Source organism: Hominiventricola filiformis (genome assembly GCF_020686965.1).
Classification (GTDB): domain Bacteria; phylum Bacillota; class Clostridia; order Lachnospirales; family Lachnospiraceae; genus Hominiventricola; species Hominiventricola filiformis.
This window is the reverse complement of record NZ_JAJEPS010000003.1, coordinates 100,348-114,295: the sequence shown is the minus strand read 5'-3', so window position 1 is coordinate 114,295 and position 13,948 is coordinate 100,348. Positions and strand designations below refer to the sequence as shown.

12 protein-coding genes and 1 riboswitch are annotated in these 13,948 nt (G+C 46.6%); all 12 genes read left to right on the top strand.

Annotated elements, in window-relative coordinates:
• The 12 genes from LKD36_RS04860 to cobD all read left to right on the top strand — a co-directional run bounded on the left by LKD36_RS04860 (position 1) and on the right by cobD (position 13,945).
• Complete coding sequence (locus LKD36_RS04860; RefSeq protein ID WP_118769306.1) at positions 1–1,518, top strand: xylulokinase; 1,518 nt, start codon at positions 1–3, stop codon at positions 1,516–1,518.
• A gap of 30 nt (positions 1,519–1,548) precedes the next feature.
• Positions 1,549–2,601: a DctP family TRAP transporter solute-binding subunit gene (locus LKD36_RS04855; protein WP_308458918.1), complete on the top strand. Its 1,053-nt coding sequence runs from the start codon at positions 1,549–1,551 to the stop codon at positions 2,599–2,601.
• Between the two features lie 89 nt (positions 2,602–2,690).
• Positions 2,691–3,290 carry a TRAP transporter small permease gene (locus LKD36_RS04850; RefSeq protein ID WP_308458917.1) on the top strand — a complete coding sequence of 200 codons (600 nt, stop codon included), beginning with the start codon at positions 2,691–2,693 and terminating at the stop codon, positions 3,288–3,290.
• A 2-nt stretch (positions 3,291–3,292) separates the two neighbouring features.
• Positions 3,293–4,576, top strand: a complete 1,284-nt coding sequence (locus tag LKD36_RS04845; RefSeq protein WP_308458916.1) for a TRAP transporter large permease — start codon at positions 3,293–3,295, stop codon at positions 4,574–4,576.
• Between the two features lie 11 nt (positions 4,577–4,587).
• Positions 4,588–5,052, top strand: coding sequence for a flavin reductase family protein (locus tag LKD36_RS04840; RefSeq protein ID WP_308458915.1), 465 nt, complete (start codon positions 4,588–4,590; stop codon positions 5,050–5,052).
• A 14-nt stretch (positions 5,053–5,066) separates the two neighbouring features.
• The gene (locus LKD36_RS04835) at positions 5,067–5,393 is read left to right on the top strand and encodes a cupin domain-containing protein (protein ID WP_308458914.1); all 327 of its coding nucleotides are present in this window, start codon (positions 5,067–5,069) and stop codon (positions 5,391–5,393) included.
• A gap of 175 nt (positions 5,394–5,568) precedes the next feature.
• The gene (gene ftsH, locus LKD36_RS04830; RefSeq protein WP_308458913.1) at positions 5,569–7,407 is read left to right on the top strand and encodes an ATP-dependent zinc metalloprotease FtsH; all 1,839 of its coding nucleotides are present in this window, start codon (positions 5,569–5,571) and stop codon (positions 7,405–7,407) included.
• Positions 7,408–7,438: 31 nt separating this feature from the next.
• A riboswitch (cobalamin riboswitch) is annotated at positions 7,439–7,624 on the top strand.
• Between the two features lie 121 nt (positions 7,625–7,745).
• Positions 7,746–8,501 (top strand): precorrin-4 C(11)-methyltransferase, encoded by a 756-nt coding sequence (cobM, locus tag LKD36_RS04825; protein ID WP_118769313.1) that lies wholly within the window; start codon positions 7,746–7,748, stop codon positions 8,499–8,501.
• Positions 8,501–9,682, top strand: a complete 1,182-nt coding sequence (gene hemA / locus LKD36_RS04820) for a glutamyl-tRNA reductase (RefSeq protein WP_308458912.1) — start codon at positions 8,501–8,503, stop codon at positions 9,680–9,682. The genes cobM and hemA overlap by 1 nt, the downstream gene beginning before the upstream one ends.
• Before the next feature lie 3 nt (positions 9,683–9,685).
• Positions 9,686–10,417, top strand: coding sequence for a precorrin-3B C(17)-methyltransferase (gene cobJ, locus LKD36_RS04815; RefSeq protein ID WP_118769315.1), 732 nt, complete (start codon positions 9,686–9,688; stop codon positions 10,415–10,417).
• A gap of 37 nt (positions 10,418–10,454) precedes the next feature.
• Positions 10,455–12,857, top strand: coding sequence for a uroporphyrinogen-III C-methyltransferase (cobA, locus tag LKD36_RS04810; RefSeq protein ID WP_308458911.1), 2,403 nt, complete (start codon positions 10,455–10,457; stop codon positions 12,855–12,857).
• Between the two features lie 26 nt (positions 12,858–12,883).
• On the top strand, positions 12,884–13,945 hold the full coding sequence (gene cobD, locus LKD36_RS04805; RefSeq protein ID WP_308458910.1) for a threonine-phosphate decarboxylase CobD: 1,062 nt from the start codon (positions 12,884–12,886) through the stop codon (positions 13,943–13,945).
• Positions 13,946–13,948 lie beyond the last annotated feature (3 nt).

Genomic DNA, 13,948 nt, shown 5'->3' with positions numbered 1-13,948 from the left:
ATGAAATTACTGATTGGACTGGATATTGGCACAACCGCATTGAAGGCCGCAGTCTTTGATACTGCCGGGAAACTCCTGGCAGTATCCACTCAGGAATATGACCTCATCACTCCGCAGGTAAATTATGTAGAGGAAAAGGGTGAAGTGTACTGGAATGCATTTAAACATGCGGTTGCGGATCTGAAAGAAAAACATCCCATGAGCGAAGAGGATGAAGCGGCATTGGCAATTTCCGCACAGGGCGAGACGATTTTCTTCTTAGATAAAGATGGAAAAGATCTGAGAAATGCAATTGTATGGATGGACAACCGGGCACAAGAGGAGGCGGAGTTCTTCAAAGAAAAATTTGGAGATGAGACCTGCTATAAAGTAACCGGACAGGTAAGCTTTGAACCGTGCTGGCCGGCATCTAAGATTCTCTGGGTGAAGAACCATGAGCCGGAAGTATTTGCAAAGACTGCAAAATTTCTGCTGATCGAGGATTACTTTATCTACCGTATGACGGGGAAGTTTGCAACAGAAGGTTCTCTGGTATGTTCTTCCACTTACTGGGATATTATTAAAAAAGAATATTGGCCGGAAATGTTAGAATGTCTTGGAGTTAAAGAAGATCAGCTGGCACCGGTATATGAGTCCGGAGAAGTGGTTGGAACGATTATTCCGGAAGTCGCAGAAGAACTGGGACTTTTAAAAAATCTTACGGTATGTACAGGAGCTCTGGATCAGGCAGCCGGAGCAATCGGAGCAGGAAATACCCATGAGGGAATGTTCTCTGAAACCATCGGAGCAGCACTTGCAATTTGTGCACCGGTGGCAAGACCGGTGTTTGATCCAAATCGGAGAATGCCGCTCCACTATTTTGCAAATGCGGATACCTATATGATTCATACCTTTACCAATGGTGGTATGACCTTAAGATGGTTCCGTGACAAGTTCTGCCAGATTGAAATGCAGGCACAGGAGTTGGGGCTGGATGATGCCTACAATATGATCAGCAAAGAAGTAAGTAAAGTACCGGCAGGTTCTGATGGACTGGTAATGCTCCCGCATCTGGCTGGTTCCAATGCACCGGATGTAAATGCCAAAGCAAAGGGGGTATGGTTTGGATTCACATTACAGCACACCAGAGCACATTTTATGAGATCCGTCATGGAATCGCTGGGATATATTGTAAAGCGAAATATTGATTCCCTTGCGGACATGGGAATTGAGGTAAAAGAAATCCGTTCATTGGGCGGTGGTTCCAAGAGCGATGTATGGAACCAGATTAAATCAGATATTTGCCAGATTCCTCTGGAAACGGTGAATTCTATAGAGGCTGCATCTTTGGGAGCAGCAATCCTAGCTGGAAAAGCAACAGGAATCTTTAAAAATCTGAATGAAGCAGCAGAAAGCATGGTGCAGGTGAAGAAGAGAACACTTCCCAATACCGGCAACAAAACTGTTTATGAAGATGGATATGAAATGTATAGAAAATTATTTGGGGATTTAGATCAGTGTTTTAAAAAGTCAATCTAATGTGTTTTTACAAAAGTGGAGGTAAATCTTATGAGAAGAAAAGCGATGGCGCTCCTTTTAACAGTGGCAATGGCAGCAGGCCTGACTGCATGTGGCGGTGGATCTTCTGATCCTGCCAGCAGTTCTGACGCAAGTACAGGTACGGCAAGCTCAGGTAAGGCAATTACGATTAAACTTTGCCATACGGATCCTTCTGGTTGCGCAGTTACCACTGCATTACAGCAGTTTGCAGAGGCAGTAACTAAGGATACAGATGGCCGTATCGTTATTGAAGAGTATGCAGACGGTATCATGGGCGATGATGATGAGATCAACGAGCAGATCTATAATGGAGCTTATATGATGAATTATTCCGATCCGGCACTTCTTGAGCCGTACTATCCGGAGTATTCGATTCTTTTTAGTCCGTACTTCTATAATTCTTATGATGAAATTGCGAAAGTTGCACAGACTGATTTTGGAAAACGTCTGCAGGCAGAATGTAAAGAAGCTGGTCTGATGGTTCTGGATGGAATGAGTTCTTATTACGGATCAAGACAGATCATGTCCAAAAAACCGATTAACACTCCAGATGATCTGAAAGGATTAAATTTCCGCATGCCGAACAATGCAACACAGCTGGAGCTGGCAGAGGCATGGGGTGCAAATCCGGCAACCATTTCCTTCTCGGAGACTTATACAGCATTGCAGCAGGGAGTGGTTGATTGTGTAGAAAACCCGATCGGTGCTCTGAAAGCAAATTCTATTGATGAGGTTTGCCCTTATATTAATATCACCAATCATTTCTATGCAGTAAATGGTCTGGTTATGAATGCAAAGATTTTTGACAGTCTGGATGCAGATCTTCAGCAGATCCTTCTGGATGATGCTGCAGATTTTGTAGAGTATTCTACGAAGATGGTTGCAGATGAGGAAGAGGAAGTACTGCAGCAGATGGTAGAAGACAATGGCGTTACTGTGAACAGAGACGTAGATGTTGAAGCAATGAAAGCAGCAGCACAGAAAGTATTTGAAGTTCATGGATGGTCCCAGGAACTGATAGATGAAGCAAATGCAGCTCTTGCCGAGGTTCGTGGAGAATAAGAGTAATTAAATTAGAATGAGTTGCCTTCCGGGATTCATATGATCCCGGAAGAACATCCATCTTCCCTTAGAGACTGGAGGAATACGTGATGCTGAAGAAGTTATATGTAAATTTTGAGGAAATCATTTCCGGTACCGCATTGTTGATTATGACATTTTGTGTAATCGGAAATGTAATTGGACGTTTGGTAATAAGCAAAAGCAGCGCAGCTTTTGATGAAATATCTTATATTTGCTATGCATACATCATTTTCGTGGGTGGAAGCTCCCTTTACAAGCGATTTGGACATGGAGCGATTGACCTTTTGGTAAAATTGCTTCCGAAAAAGGTACAGGCAATATTAAGTGTGTTTGTAACATCTCTGTTGGTCTTCATTTGTGGGCTGACATTTATCCTGGGGACAGGATACTGTATTCAGGCATGGACCAGAAGAAGTCAAACCCTTCATTTTCCTTATTCTATTACCGCATTTGCACTGGTGCTTGGCTTTTTCTTTATGACAATCCATTCACTGTTCTTTTTAAAGAATGTTATTAAGAAAAAAGACTATTATCATGAAATCCCTATTTATGAGGGAATCTATGTTGTTGATTCTGTGGAAGATCAGACAGAAGCAGCCCTTGCACATGAAGCAGAAAAGAGACTGATGCAAAATACAGTTTCTGATTCTGAGAAAGGCGGTGAATGATTATGCCGAACTTATGGCCGATTCTGATTGCATTTGTACTTTTCTTTGTAGGCGTTCCAGTAGCGTTCTCCATGATTATTGCCAGTTTGATTTACTTTACATTCTGGTGTGACGGAGTAACCCTTTTTAATATGATTTCCGCATTGTTTGAGCAGTCCAGCAGTTTTACCATGATGGCAGTTCCGTTCTTTATTCTGGCAGGTTCAGTTATGGGATATGGAGGTGTATCAGAGAGTCTGATGGATTTTTGCGGAATGCTGACCAGTAAATTTACCGGAGGTCTGGGAGCAACCAACTGTCTGTTATCTACCTTCATGGGTGGTCTTTCCGGTTCTTCCTGTGCAGATGCAGCATTTGAAGCCCGGATGCTTTGCCCGGAGATGGTAAAGAGAGGATATCCGCTTGGATATTCCGCAGCTCTGACGGCAACAACCAGTTGTATTACCCCGATTATTCCGCCTGGAATTGCTTTGATTATTTACGCAACAGCAGCAAGCTGTTCTATTGGTGATATGTTCCTGGCAGGTTATATCCCTGGAATTATCATGTGTGTAGCCCTTCTGGCAGTCAATTACTTTATTGCCAAGACCAGAGGATATCAGCCGGCGGTGAAAGAAAAAGTAACGGCAAAACAGTTTATGAAACAGCTTGGCTCATCTATCTGGGCGCTGCTGATGCCGATCGGTATTGTCATGGGAATGAGAGTTGGTATCTTTACTCCAACAGAATGCGCAGCGATCTGTGTACTGTATTCTCTGTTCTGTGGTGTGTTTATATATCGGCGTCTGAAACTGGAACACATTAAGAAGATTGTGGTGGAGTCCGTACACAGTACTGCAAGTGTTTTGTTGATTCTCTCTGCAGCAAGTATGTTTTCCAGATATATGCTCTGGGAAAACATTCCTCAGATTGGAACGAATCTGCTGATTAAGATCGCACCGAATGGAACTGTATTTATTTTGATTGTGCTGGTATTTATGCTGATTATGGGAATGTTTCTTGACACTGCAGCAGCATTGGTCATTCTTCCTCCGCTTCTGATCCCGGTGGCAAAAACCCTTGGAGTAGATGTGATTCATCTTGGACTGGTTATGGTTTTGATGGATACCCTTGGTGGAGTTACTCCGCCGTTCGGTGTTATGATGTTCTCTGTTATGGGTGTCACTAAAGTAAAGATGAGTGAATACATGAAAGATGGTTGGCCGTTGATTCTGACATTACTGATTGTATGTGCTTTTGTAGCGGTTTGCCCAGTAGATATGATTTTATTGAATTTATTTAGATAAGAGGAACTGATATGAATTCAACAGATGTATCCAAAGCCATGAACACCCTGACTCACGGAGTCTATGTCCTGGGGGTTCATGCCAATGATAAAGACAACCTGATGACTGCTGCCTGGCTTTGCCAGGTAGCTTCCTCCCCCGCGATGCTGGTGGTAGCGGTAAGTACCGGACACCTGACAGCGGATATGATGAAAGAAGCAGGGTATTTTACCGTCAGTGTATTAAGAGATACGCAAAAAGATACTGCAATTGCCTGTGGCCTGGTTTCCGGACGCAAGGAGGATAAAACCAAACTGGTAGAAACGGAATATACAGAAGACGGAATTCCTATGATTAAAGATGCAGCCACACAGCTGGTGTGCAAGGTTGTGGATCAGAAAGTGGTGACTAATCATACCTTGTTTATTGCAGAGGCAGTTAGCGCAACACAGAATGCAGATGAAGTGCTTCTATATCATCAAAAAGACTTTTTTTAAGGAGAATTTCTATAATGAAAGTAATACATTCGACTGACGCGGAATTTTTTATGGACGGTTCGGAAGTGTGCCGTCAGTATATTGCCACTGAAAAAATTACTTTTGGAAGTTCCACACTTCTTCCAGGTCAGACTGGTGGAACTGATCCGGGCCATTCAGAAGCTCATGAGATCTTCTTTTGCAGCAGAGGCCATGTAGCAGTATACAATCGTGATAGTGGGAAATACTATGAGCTGAATGAAGGAGACATCCTTCTGATTGAAGAAGGAGAACCTCATCAGATTTCGAATATCGGAACCGAGACCGCAGTCATTACCTGGAGCTGCGCGCCGTACGCATAAAATTGCTTAAAAGTTGAAAAATTGATAGAAGTGGTTGTAAGTGAAAAAATCCGTTCTGAGCAGACATATGCCGGAGCGGATTTTTTCATTAAATTATCACCTACAGTTTATATTTAATTCACGTTTCGGTGCTATGGTACACTGCAATTAACGATAAAAGGAGGAGTAAACGCATATGCAGCAGGTTAAAAAACCAAAGAAGCCATTGATATTTTATTATGTTCTTGTGCTTCTGGTAATGTTTGTATTAAATACGTTTGTAGTTCCTGGTTTCTTAAAGCATCAGATCAAGGAAGTCGATTATGGTACGTTCCTGACCATGCTGGATGACAAGGAAGTAGCAATGGCCCAGGTAGAGGATGATGTGATCTATTTCACGGATAATAATAAAGACAATCCTACTTATTATTCAACAGTGCCCTTCCCGAATGATACGAGTCTGGTAGACCGTCTGATGGCATCCGGATGTGATTTCGGCGCAGTGCAGGAGCAGAATTCATCATTGTTTGATCAGATTATTCTGGTAGTGATCCAGATTGCTATTTTTGTCGCAATTGGACAGATTTTGTCCAGAATGCTGATGAAAAAAATGGGCGGAGGCGGACTTGGCAATGCCATGCAGTTTGGAAAGAGCAATGCCAAGATCTATGTAGCCAGTGAGACGGGAATCAAATTTCATGATGTGGCTGGAGAGGACGAAGCAAAAGAGCAGCTTCAGGAAATTGTTGATTTTCTCCACAATCCGGCAAAATATCAGGCGATTGGTGCAACGATGCCCAAAGGTGCCCTGTTAGTCGGCCCTCCAGGAACTGGTAAAACTTTGCTGGCAAAGGCGGTAGCCGGTGAGGCAGAAGTACCCTTCTTTTCCATCTCCGGTTCGGAATTTGTAGAGATGTTCGTTGGTATGGGTGCGGCCAAAGTAAGAGACCTGTTTAAGCAGGCAAATGAAAAAGCACCGTGTATCGTGTTCATTGATGAGATTGATACCATCGGTAAGAAGAGAGATGGCTCCGGCATGGGTGGAAATGATGAGCGTGAGCAGACGCTGAACCAGCTGCTCACCGAGATGGATGGTTTTGACGGTTCCAAGGGTGTTGTGATCCTGGCAGCAACCAACCGTCCGGAAACGCTGGATCCGGCACTCTTACGTCCGGGACGTTTTGACAGAAGAATTCCGGTAGAACTTCCGGATCTCATCGGCCGTGAGGCAATCCTGAAAGTCCATGCCAAGAAAGTAAAACTGGGAGATGATGTGGATTTTCATGCGATGGCCAGAGCAGCAGCCGGAGCTTCCGGTGCAGAGCTTGCCAATATGATTAATGAGGCTGCTCTTCGTGCAGTCAGAAGTGGGCGGACCTATGTAAACCAGTCAGATCTGGAAGAGAGTATTGAAGTGGTTATCGCCGGATATCAGAAGAAAAATGCCGTACTTTCTGACAAGGAAAAACTGATTGTGGCATACCATGAGACTGGGCACGCACTGGTAGCGGCGCTTCAGAGTCATTCTGCTCCGGTTACCAAGATTACGATCATTCCGAGAACTTCCGGTGCCCTTGGTTATACGATGCAGGTGGAGGAACATGATCAGTATCTTTTGAGCAAAGAAGAACTGGAGAACAAGATTGCAACTTACGCAGGCGGACGTGCGGCAGAGGCTCTGATCTTTGGTTCCATTACTACGGGTGCTTCCAATGATATCGAGCAGATGACGAAACTTGCAAGAGGTATGATTACCCGTTATGGTATGAGTGATGAGTTTGGCATGATGGCACTGGAAACGGTAAATAACCAGTACATGGGCGGAGATACTTCTCTGGCATGTGCAGCGGAGACGGCAGCCGTTGTGGATGAGAAGGTAAAAGCCCTTCTTAAGAAGGAGTATGACAAAGCTATGACCCTGTTGACGGAGAATAAACAGCAGCTTCATGCCCTTGCAAAATATCTGTATGAGAAAGAGACCATCACCGGAGATGAATTTATGCAGGTTTTGAAAGAAAATTCTGGTGCAAATTGACGAACTATAAGAAATATGATATGCTTTCCTATATGCAAAACCATCAGAAAGTGCTTAGTGAAGCCTAACAGGGAATCGGGTGAGAAGCCTGAACGGTCCGGCCACTGTAAGCGGGAATGAGGAGACTGCAGTAACCATTGCCCTATAAGGGTGAGAAGGGAAAGTTCTTCTTTAAAAGACCGTGAGTCAGGAGACCTGCTATCTGATCTGGGAGAGCTTCCGAAGAAAGCAGATCCTGAAAATTTCTGACAAAGAAATACATTCAGATCAAAAGAAAAATGAGGGAGTCTTCGCGGCTGTGTTGCGGGGACTCCTTTTATTACGTGGAGGGAAAACACATGGTATCATTTATCGGAGCGGGTCCTGGCGACCCGGAACTTCTGACTATTAAGGGAAAGAAGATTATTGACAGCGCAGATGTCATCATTTATGCAGGTTCTCTGGTCAATCCACAGGTATTGGCAGATGCAAAAGAGGGAGCTGTTATTTACAACAGTGCCCTGATGAACCTTGATGAAGTCATTGATGTGATGAAAGATGCAGAAGACAAGGGTCTGAAGGTTGCCCGGGTTCATACGGGAGATCCGGCTATTTATGGTGCTCACAGAGAGCAGATGGACAGACTGGATGAACTGGGCATTGACTATGAGGTGATTCCAGGTGTCAGTTCTTTCCTTGCAACTGCAGCAGTGTTAAAGAAGGAATATACCCTTCCGGGCGTGAGCCAGACGGTGATTCTGACCCGTATGGAAGGACGTACCCCAATGCCGCCGAAGGAAAAGCTGGTAGATCTGGCAAAGCACAATGCCACCATGATCATTTTCTTAAGCGTTGGCATGCTGGACGAGATGTCTGCGATTTTGAGACAGGAATATCGTCCGGAAACTCCGGTAGCTGTTGTCTATAAAGCAACCTGGGAAGATCAGAAGATTGTCCGCGGTGATCTGACCAATATTGCAGAGCGTGTGAAGGAGGCTGGCATTACCAAGACGGCTCTGACCGTAGTCGGAGATTTCCTTGGAAATGACTATGACCTGTCCAAATTGTATGACAAGACCTTTACCACAGAATTCCGAAAGGGAGTGACGGAGTAATGGGAATCTCACTGATCGGAATCAGTCATCATAATACGCCGCTGGCTGTCCGGGAACTGTTTGCGTTTCCGGCAGAGAAGCAGCAGGAACTGATGAAGGAGATGATCGCGAGAGGCATCGCGGAAGAGTGCGTGATTATCAGTACCTGTAATCGAACAGAGGTTTATATTTATACTGCCTGTCCGGGCGGCAATTTTACAGAATTGCAGGATCTGGTGCTGGAATTTGCCGGTGCACAGGATGTGGAAAATATCGGTGACTATATCCGCTTTTATAATGGAAGCAAGGCTGTGCGTCATCTGTTCCACGTGGCAGCAGGTCTTGAGTCCATGGTTATGGGCGAGGATCAGATCCTCGGCCAGGTGAAACGTGCCCATGATCAGGCAAGAGAGACAGGCACCTGCGGCGTCTATCTGAATACGCTGTTCCGCTATGCGGTAACGGCAGCCAAGAAGGTAAAGACAGAAACGGATCTTTCCAGAACCAGTGTGTCCACTGCTACCATGGCCATCAAGGCAGCAGAACAGGGGCTGGGAACCCTTCATGGCAAAAAAGTTATGATCATCGGTGCATCCGGCAAGATCGGAAGCACGGTGTTAAAGAACCTCCAGTGCATTGATGGTGCGGAGGTTTATATTACGTCCAGAAATATGGGACAGGCAGGAGAAGACCATCATCACAAGATTACATACCGCGTTATGGAATATGAAAAACGGTACGAGCTGGTCAATGAGATGGATGCAATTATCAGTGCCACCAGCAGCCCTCATTATACGCTGACTTACAGTAAGATGGCGGAGAAGCTTGTGACAGAGAAACCCCGTGTACTGGTGGATTTGGCAGTGCCGATTGACATTGAGGCAAAGGTGGAGAAACTGCCGGGAATCATGCGTTATGATATTGATGATTTCCAGGAACTTGCCCGGACAAATAACGAAAAAAAACAGCATGAAGTTGTGGCTGCAGACCAGATTCTTGACGAAGTACAGATGGATTTTGAACGCTGGATGGTATTCCAGCTGGCATTGCCGGATATGGCTTCTTTTAAGGAATGGATGGAACAGGAAGCGGAAAAAAAGGGACTTGATAAAGCCATTGATAAGATGTTTTACCGTCTGCGGGATCATTCCACTCCGGCAGAGCTTCACGCACTTTTTGGACATTTAAAGGAGATTGAATAATTTATGGGAAAATTATACGTAGTCGGATTCGGCCCCGGCGGCTATGAGCATATGACAGAGAAAGCCATTGAAGTGATTAAAAATGCGGATGTGGTTACCGGTTATACCACTTATGTAAATATTTTAAAGGAATTCTTTCCGGATAAAAATTACCTTGCAACGCCGATGATGCAGGAAGTAAAGCGCTGTCAGATGGCGGTAGAGGAAGCAATGAAGGACCAGACCGTTGCTATGGTATCCAGCGGCGACAGCGGTATCTACGGTATGGCAGGCATCATCTATCAGGTAGCGGAAGAGATGAATGCCAATATTGAGATCGAGACGGTTCCGGGTGTAACGGCAGCCAGCGCGGCCGCTTCTGTACTGGGCGCTCCGCTGATGCACGATTTTGCAGTCATCAGTTTAAGCGACCTGATGACGCCTTTTGATCTGATTATGAAGCGCGTGGACTGTGCAGGGCAGGGAGACATGATCGTCTGCCTTTACAACCCGAAGAGCAAAAAACGTGTAGACTATGTAGAGAAAGCAGCAGATATTCTGATGAAATACCGGAAACCGGAGACTCCGGTCGGTATTGTGAGAAATGCAGGACGAAAAGATGAGGCTTCCTGTATCACGACCCTGGGAGAACTGAAAAATGCAGATATTGACATGTTCAGTGTGGTGATTGTGGGGAATTCCCAGACATATACAAAGAATGGAAGAATGATTACTCCGAGAGGTTATCGCGTATAGGAAAGCGGACCTTTCATGTATGGAGATGGAGGATAACATGCAGGATCTGATAAGGATCGGAACCAGAAAGAGCCGTCTGGCACTGGTTCAGACAAATATCGTAAGACAGAAGATAGAAGAGGCATTTCCGGGCATTCGGGTGGAGATCTGCGAGATGTCCACAAAGGGTGACGAGCTTCTGGACCGGACATTGACGTCCTTTGGCGGAAAAGGTGTTTTTACCCAGGAACTGGAGGAGGCATTGCTGGATGAACGGATCGATCTGGCAGTGCACAGCGCCAAGGATATGCCTATGGATTTCCCGAAAGGGTTGGGAATCGGGGCAGCATTAAAGAGAGGTCCTGTGGAGGATGTGATCGTTACAAAAGACGGAACGAAGCTTGTTGATCTGAAGCCAGGAAGTGTGGTAGGTACCGGAAGTTTAAGAAGAGAGCTGCAGATCCGGGCACTGAATCCGCTGGTGGTCATTCGGCCTATCCGGGGTAACGTACAGACGAGACTTAAAAAACTGACAGATGGTCTCTATGATGCCATTGTACTGGCATCCGCAGGACTGGAACGTCTGGATATGGTATCCGGCGGCGAATTTCATTTTGAAAAATTGTCACCGGATCAGTGCCTTCCGGCAGCCGGCCAGGCAATTCTGGCAGTGGAGACGAAGAACGGACATCTGACAGAAGTGATGGAAGCATTGAATGATGCAGAAGCGATGGCGATGTTAAGTGCTGAGCGTGCTTACCTGAAAGCGATTGACGGCAGCTGCAATGCACCGGCGGCAGCACTGGCGAAAGTGGAGGGAACGAAGCTTTCTATGGAAGTGCTGTTTGCTCAGGATGCGAAGCATGTAAAACGGGCGTCCGGTTCCATTGAAAATGGAATTCAGCCGGAGCAGGCAGAAGCACTTGGACAGGAACTGGCGCGGAAAATCTGCCAGGGAAAAGTATGGCTGGTCGGTGCAGGACCTGGAGATGAACGTCTGGTGACCCAGAGATGCTTATCCTGTATCCGCAGCGCAGATGTGTTGGTCTATGACAGTCTGGCAACGGACTCCCTGCTCAATGAAGCAAGACCGGATGCAGAGCTGATTTACGCAGGAAAACGCTCTTCCCATCATCATCTGAAACAGGAGGAGACCAATGCGCTGCTCATCCGTCTGGCAAAAGAAGGAAAGAATGTAGTCCGCTTAAAAGGTGGAGATCCCTTTATCTTCGGACGCGGAGGAGAGGAAGCCCAGGAGCTCAAAGAAGCAGGTGTGGATTATGAGATCGTACCGGGTGTGTCCTCCTGTTATGGAGCACCGGCTTATGCAGGTATTCCGGTGACTCACCGGGATCATGCTTCTTCGTTTCATGTGATTACAGGACATGAGGGTGCCCACAAGGACAGCACGGTTCTTGATTATGGAACCCTTGCAAAGGAAGAAGGTACCCTGGTATTTTTGATGGGTCTTAAAAATCTTCCGAATATTACAAAGAATTTGATTGCCAACGGTAAAAATCCGAAGACCCCTGCAGCGGTGGTGCAGGAAGGTACGACGGCCAGACAGAAGGTCGCTGTGGGAACCCTGGAGACCATCGTGGAAGAAGCCAAAAAGGCAGGCATTCAGACACCGGCCATCACGGTAATCGGTGATGTGGTTTCCTTAAGAAATGAGATCGGCTGGTACGGCAATCAGCCCTTATCCGGCAAACGGGTACTGGTGACCGCAACAGAGAAGATGACAGAGCACCTGGCCGAAGTGCTGGAAGAGGAAGGCGCAGAAGCCATCCGATTCAGCCTGATTCATACAGAAGCCCTGGAAAGTCCGGAGCTCGACCGCCTGGTGGCTCATCCGGAAGCCTACGGCTGGATGGTCTTTACCAGCAGCAATGGTGTAGAGCTGTTCTTTGAAAAACTGCTGGCAGCAGGAAAAGATTTCAGAAGCCTTGCAAACCTGAAATTTGCCGTAGTCGGCGAGGGCACGGCGAAAGCACTGGCAGGCAAAGGTTTCCTGGCAGATTTTGTACCGACGAAATATACCAGCCGGACACTGGCAAAAGAGTGGGTACCGACGCTACAGAAGGATGAGCGGGTAGTGCTGGTGCGTGCAGAAGAAGCTTCGAAGGAACTGGATCAGGCGCTGGATGCAGCCGGTATCGCCTACAGTAAGGTATCCATGTATCATACAGCGGTGGATCTGCGGAAAGCAGAAGAGTTAAGAAGAATGATTTCCCAGGTGGATTATGTGACGCTGTGCAGCGGATCTGCAGTACGCGCCTTTGCCTCTATGCTGGAAGAAGACGGCGTCCGTGTGGACTGTCCGGCGAAGATCATCTGCATCGGACCGGTAACGGAGAAGGCAGCAGAAGCAGCAGGACTTGCTGTAGGGCAGTCGGCGGTAGAATACACAGCAGAAGGAATTAGAAATGTACTTCTTGCTGATGTAAAAGCTGGAAAATAAGAGAAATAGAAACAGGAGGACCGGGCATGGGACAGCACGGAGGAGATATTTACAGTGAAGAGATCCAGAAACAGATGGCGAAAGAAGACAGGAAATTTCTGGATTTTTCTGCAAACATCAATCCGCTGGGCATGCCGGCAGGGGTCCGGCTGGCGGTGATGGAGGCTCTTTATAAAGCGGAGCATTATCCGGATCCGGAAAGCCGGAAATTAAAGCATGCACTGGCAGAGTACCATGAAGTCCCGGAAGAAGCACTGATCTGCGGAAACGGCGGAGCGGATCTTATCTACCGCCTTGCCTATGGGACGAAGCCTGCCCATGCCCTTTTAACAGCCCCTACGTTCCTGGAATATGAGGAAGCATTAAAACAGGTGGGAACGAAGATTCACATCTATGAGATGCAGCCGGATTACCGGGTGAGGGAAGACATTCTGGAACAGATGACCGAAGACATGGATGTGATGTTCCTCTGCAATCCCAATAATCCCACCGGAATCCTGGTAGAGCAGGAGCTGCTGCTCCGGATTCTGGAGCGGGCAGAAAGCAGGAGTATTTTGCTGGTGCTGGATGAATGTTTCCTTGATTTTACCGGTCAGGAAGAACGGTCGCTGATTCAGAAAACAACAGAATATAAACATCTGTTTATTTTAAAATCCTTTACTAAAATGTATGCCATGCCGGGCATCCGGCTGGGATATGGCGTCTGCGGTGATGGGGCACTCCTTCGGAAGATGGAAGCAGCCGGACAGTGCTGGGGCATCAGCGTGTTGGCGTCAGAAGCAGGTATTGCGGCCCTTGGGGAAGGGGAATATAAGGAGAAGGCCATTACTCTTGTGAGAGAGGAACGGGCATATCTCAAAAAAGAGATGGAGATTCTGGGGATGACCGTCTGGGATGGACAGGCAGATTACCTGTTCTTCCGCACGGATGGTATCCGGGATCTTTATGACAGGCTTCTGCCGGAGGGGATTATGATCCGCAGATGCAGCAATTACCGGGGACTGGATGAGACCTGTTACCGGGTGGCAGTCAAAGATCATGAAGCCAATGGACGGCTGATAGAAGCATTGAAGAAGACAGCGAGGTGAGAA

Bases quoted from the DNA above. Each gene is read 5' to 3' on its own strand.
- cobA (WP_308458911.1), top strand. From the start codon at position 10,455: ATGCAGGATCTGATAAGGATCGGAACCAGAAAGAGCCGTCTGGCACTG.
- cobD (WP_308458910.1), top strand. From the start codon at position 12,884: ATGGGACAGCACGGAGGAGATATTTACAGTGAAGAGATCCAGAAACAG.
- LKD36_RS04860 (WP_118769306.1), top strand. From the start codon at position 1: ATGAAATTACTGATTGGACTGGATATTGGCACAACCGCATTGAAGGCC.
- LKD36_RS04845 (WP_308458916.1), top strand. From the start codon at position 3,293: ATGCCGAACTTATGGCCGATTCTGATTGCATTTGTACTTTTCTTTGTA.
- cobM (WP_118769313.1), top strand. From the start codon at position 7,746: ATGGTATCATTTATCGGAGCGGGTCCTGGCGACCCGGAACTTCTGACT.
- LKD36_RS04855 (WP_308458918.1), top strand. From the start codon at position 1,549: ATGAGAAGAAAAGCGATGGCGCTCCTTTTAACAGTGGCAATGGCAGCA.
- LKD36_RS04850 (WP_308458917.1), top strand. From the start codon at position 2,691: ATGCTGAAGAAGTTATATGTAAATTTTGAGGAAATCATTTCCGGTACC.
- LKD36_RS04840 (WP_308458915.1), top strand. From the start codon at position 4,588: ATGAATTCAACAGATGTATCCAAAGCCATGAACACCCTGACTCACGGA.
- LKD36_RS04835 (WP_308458914.1), top strand. From the start codon at position 5,067: ATGAAAGTAATACATTCGACTGACGCGGAATTTTTTATGGACGGTTCG.
- hemA (WP_308458912.1), top strand. From the start codon at position 8,501: ATGGGAATCTCACTGATCGGAATCAGTCATCATAATACGCCGCTGGCT.
- cobJ (WP_118769315.1), top strand. From the start codon at position 9,686: ATGGGAAAATTATACGTAGTCGGATTCGGCCCCGGCGGCTATGAGCAT.
- ftsH (WP_308458913.1), top strand. From the start codon at position 5,569: ATGCAGCAGGTTAAAAAACCAAAGAAGCCATTGATATTTTATTATGTT.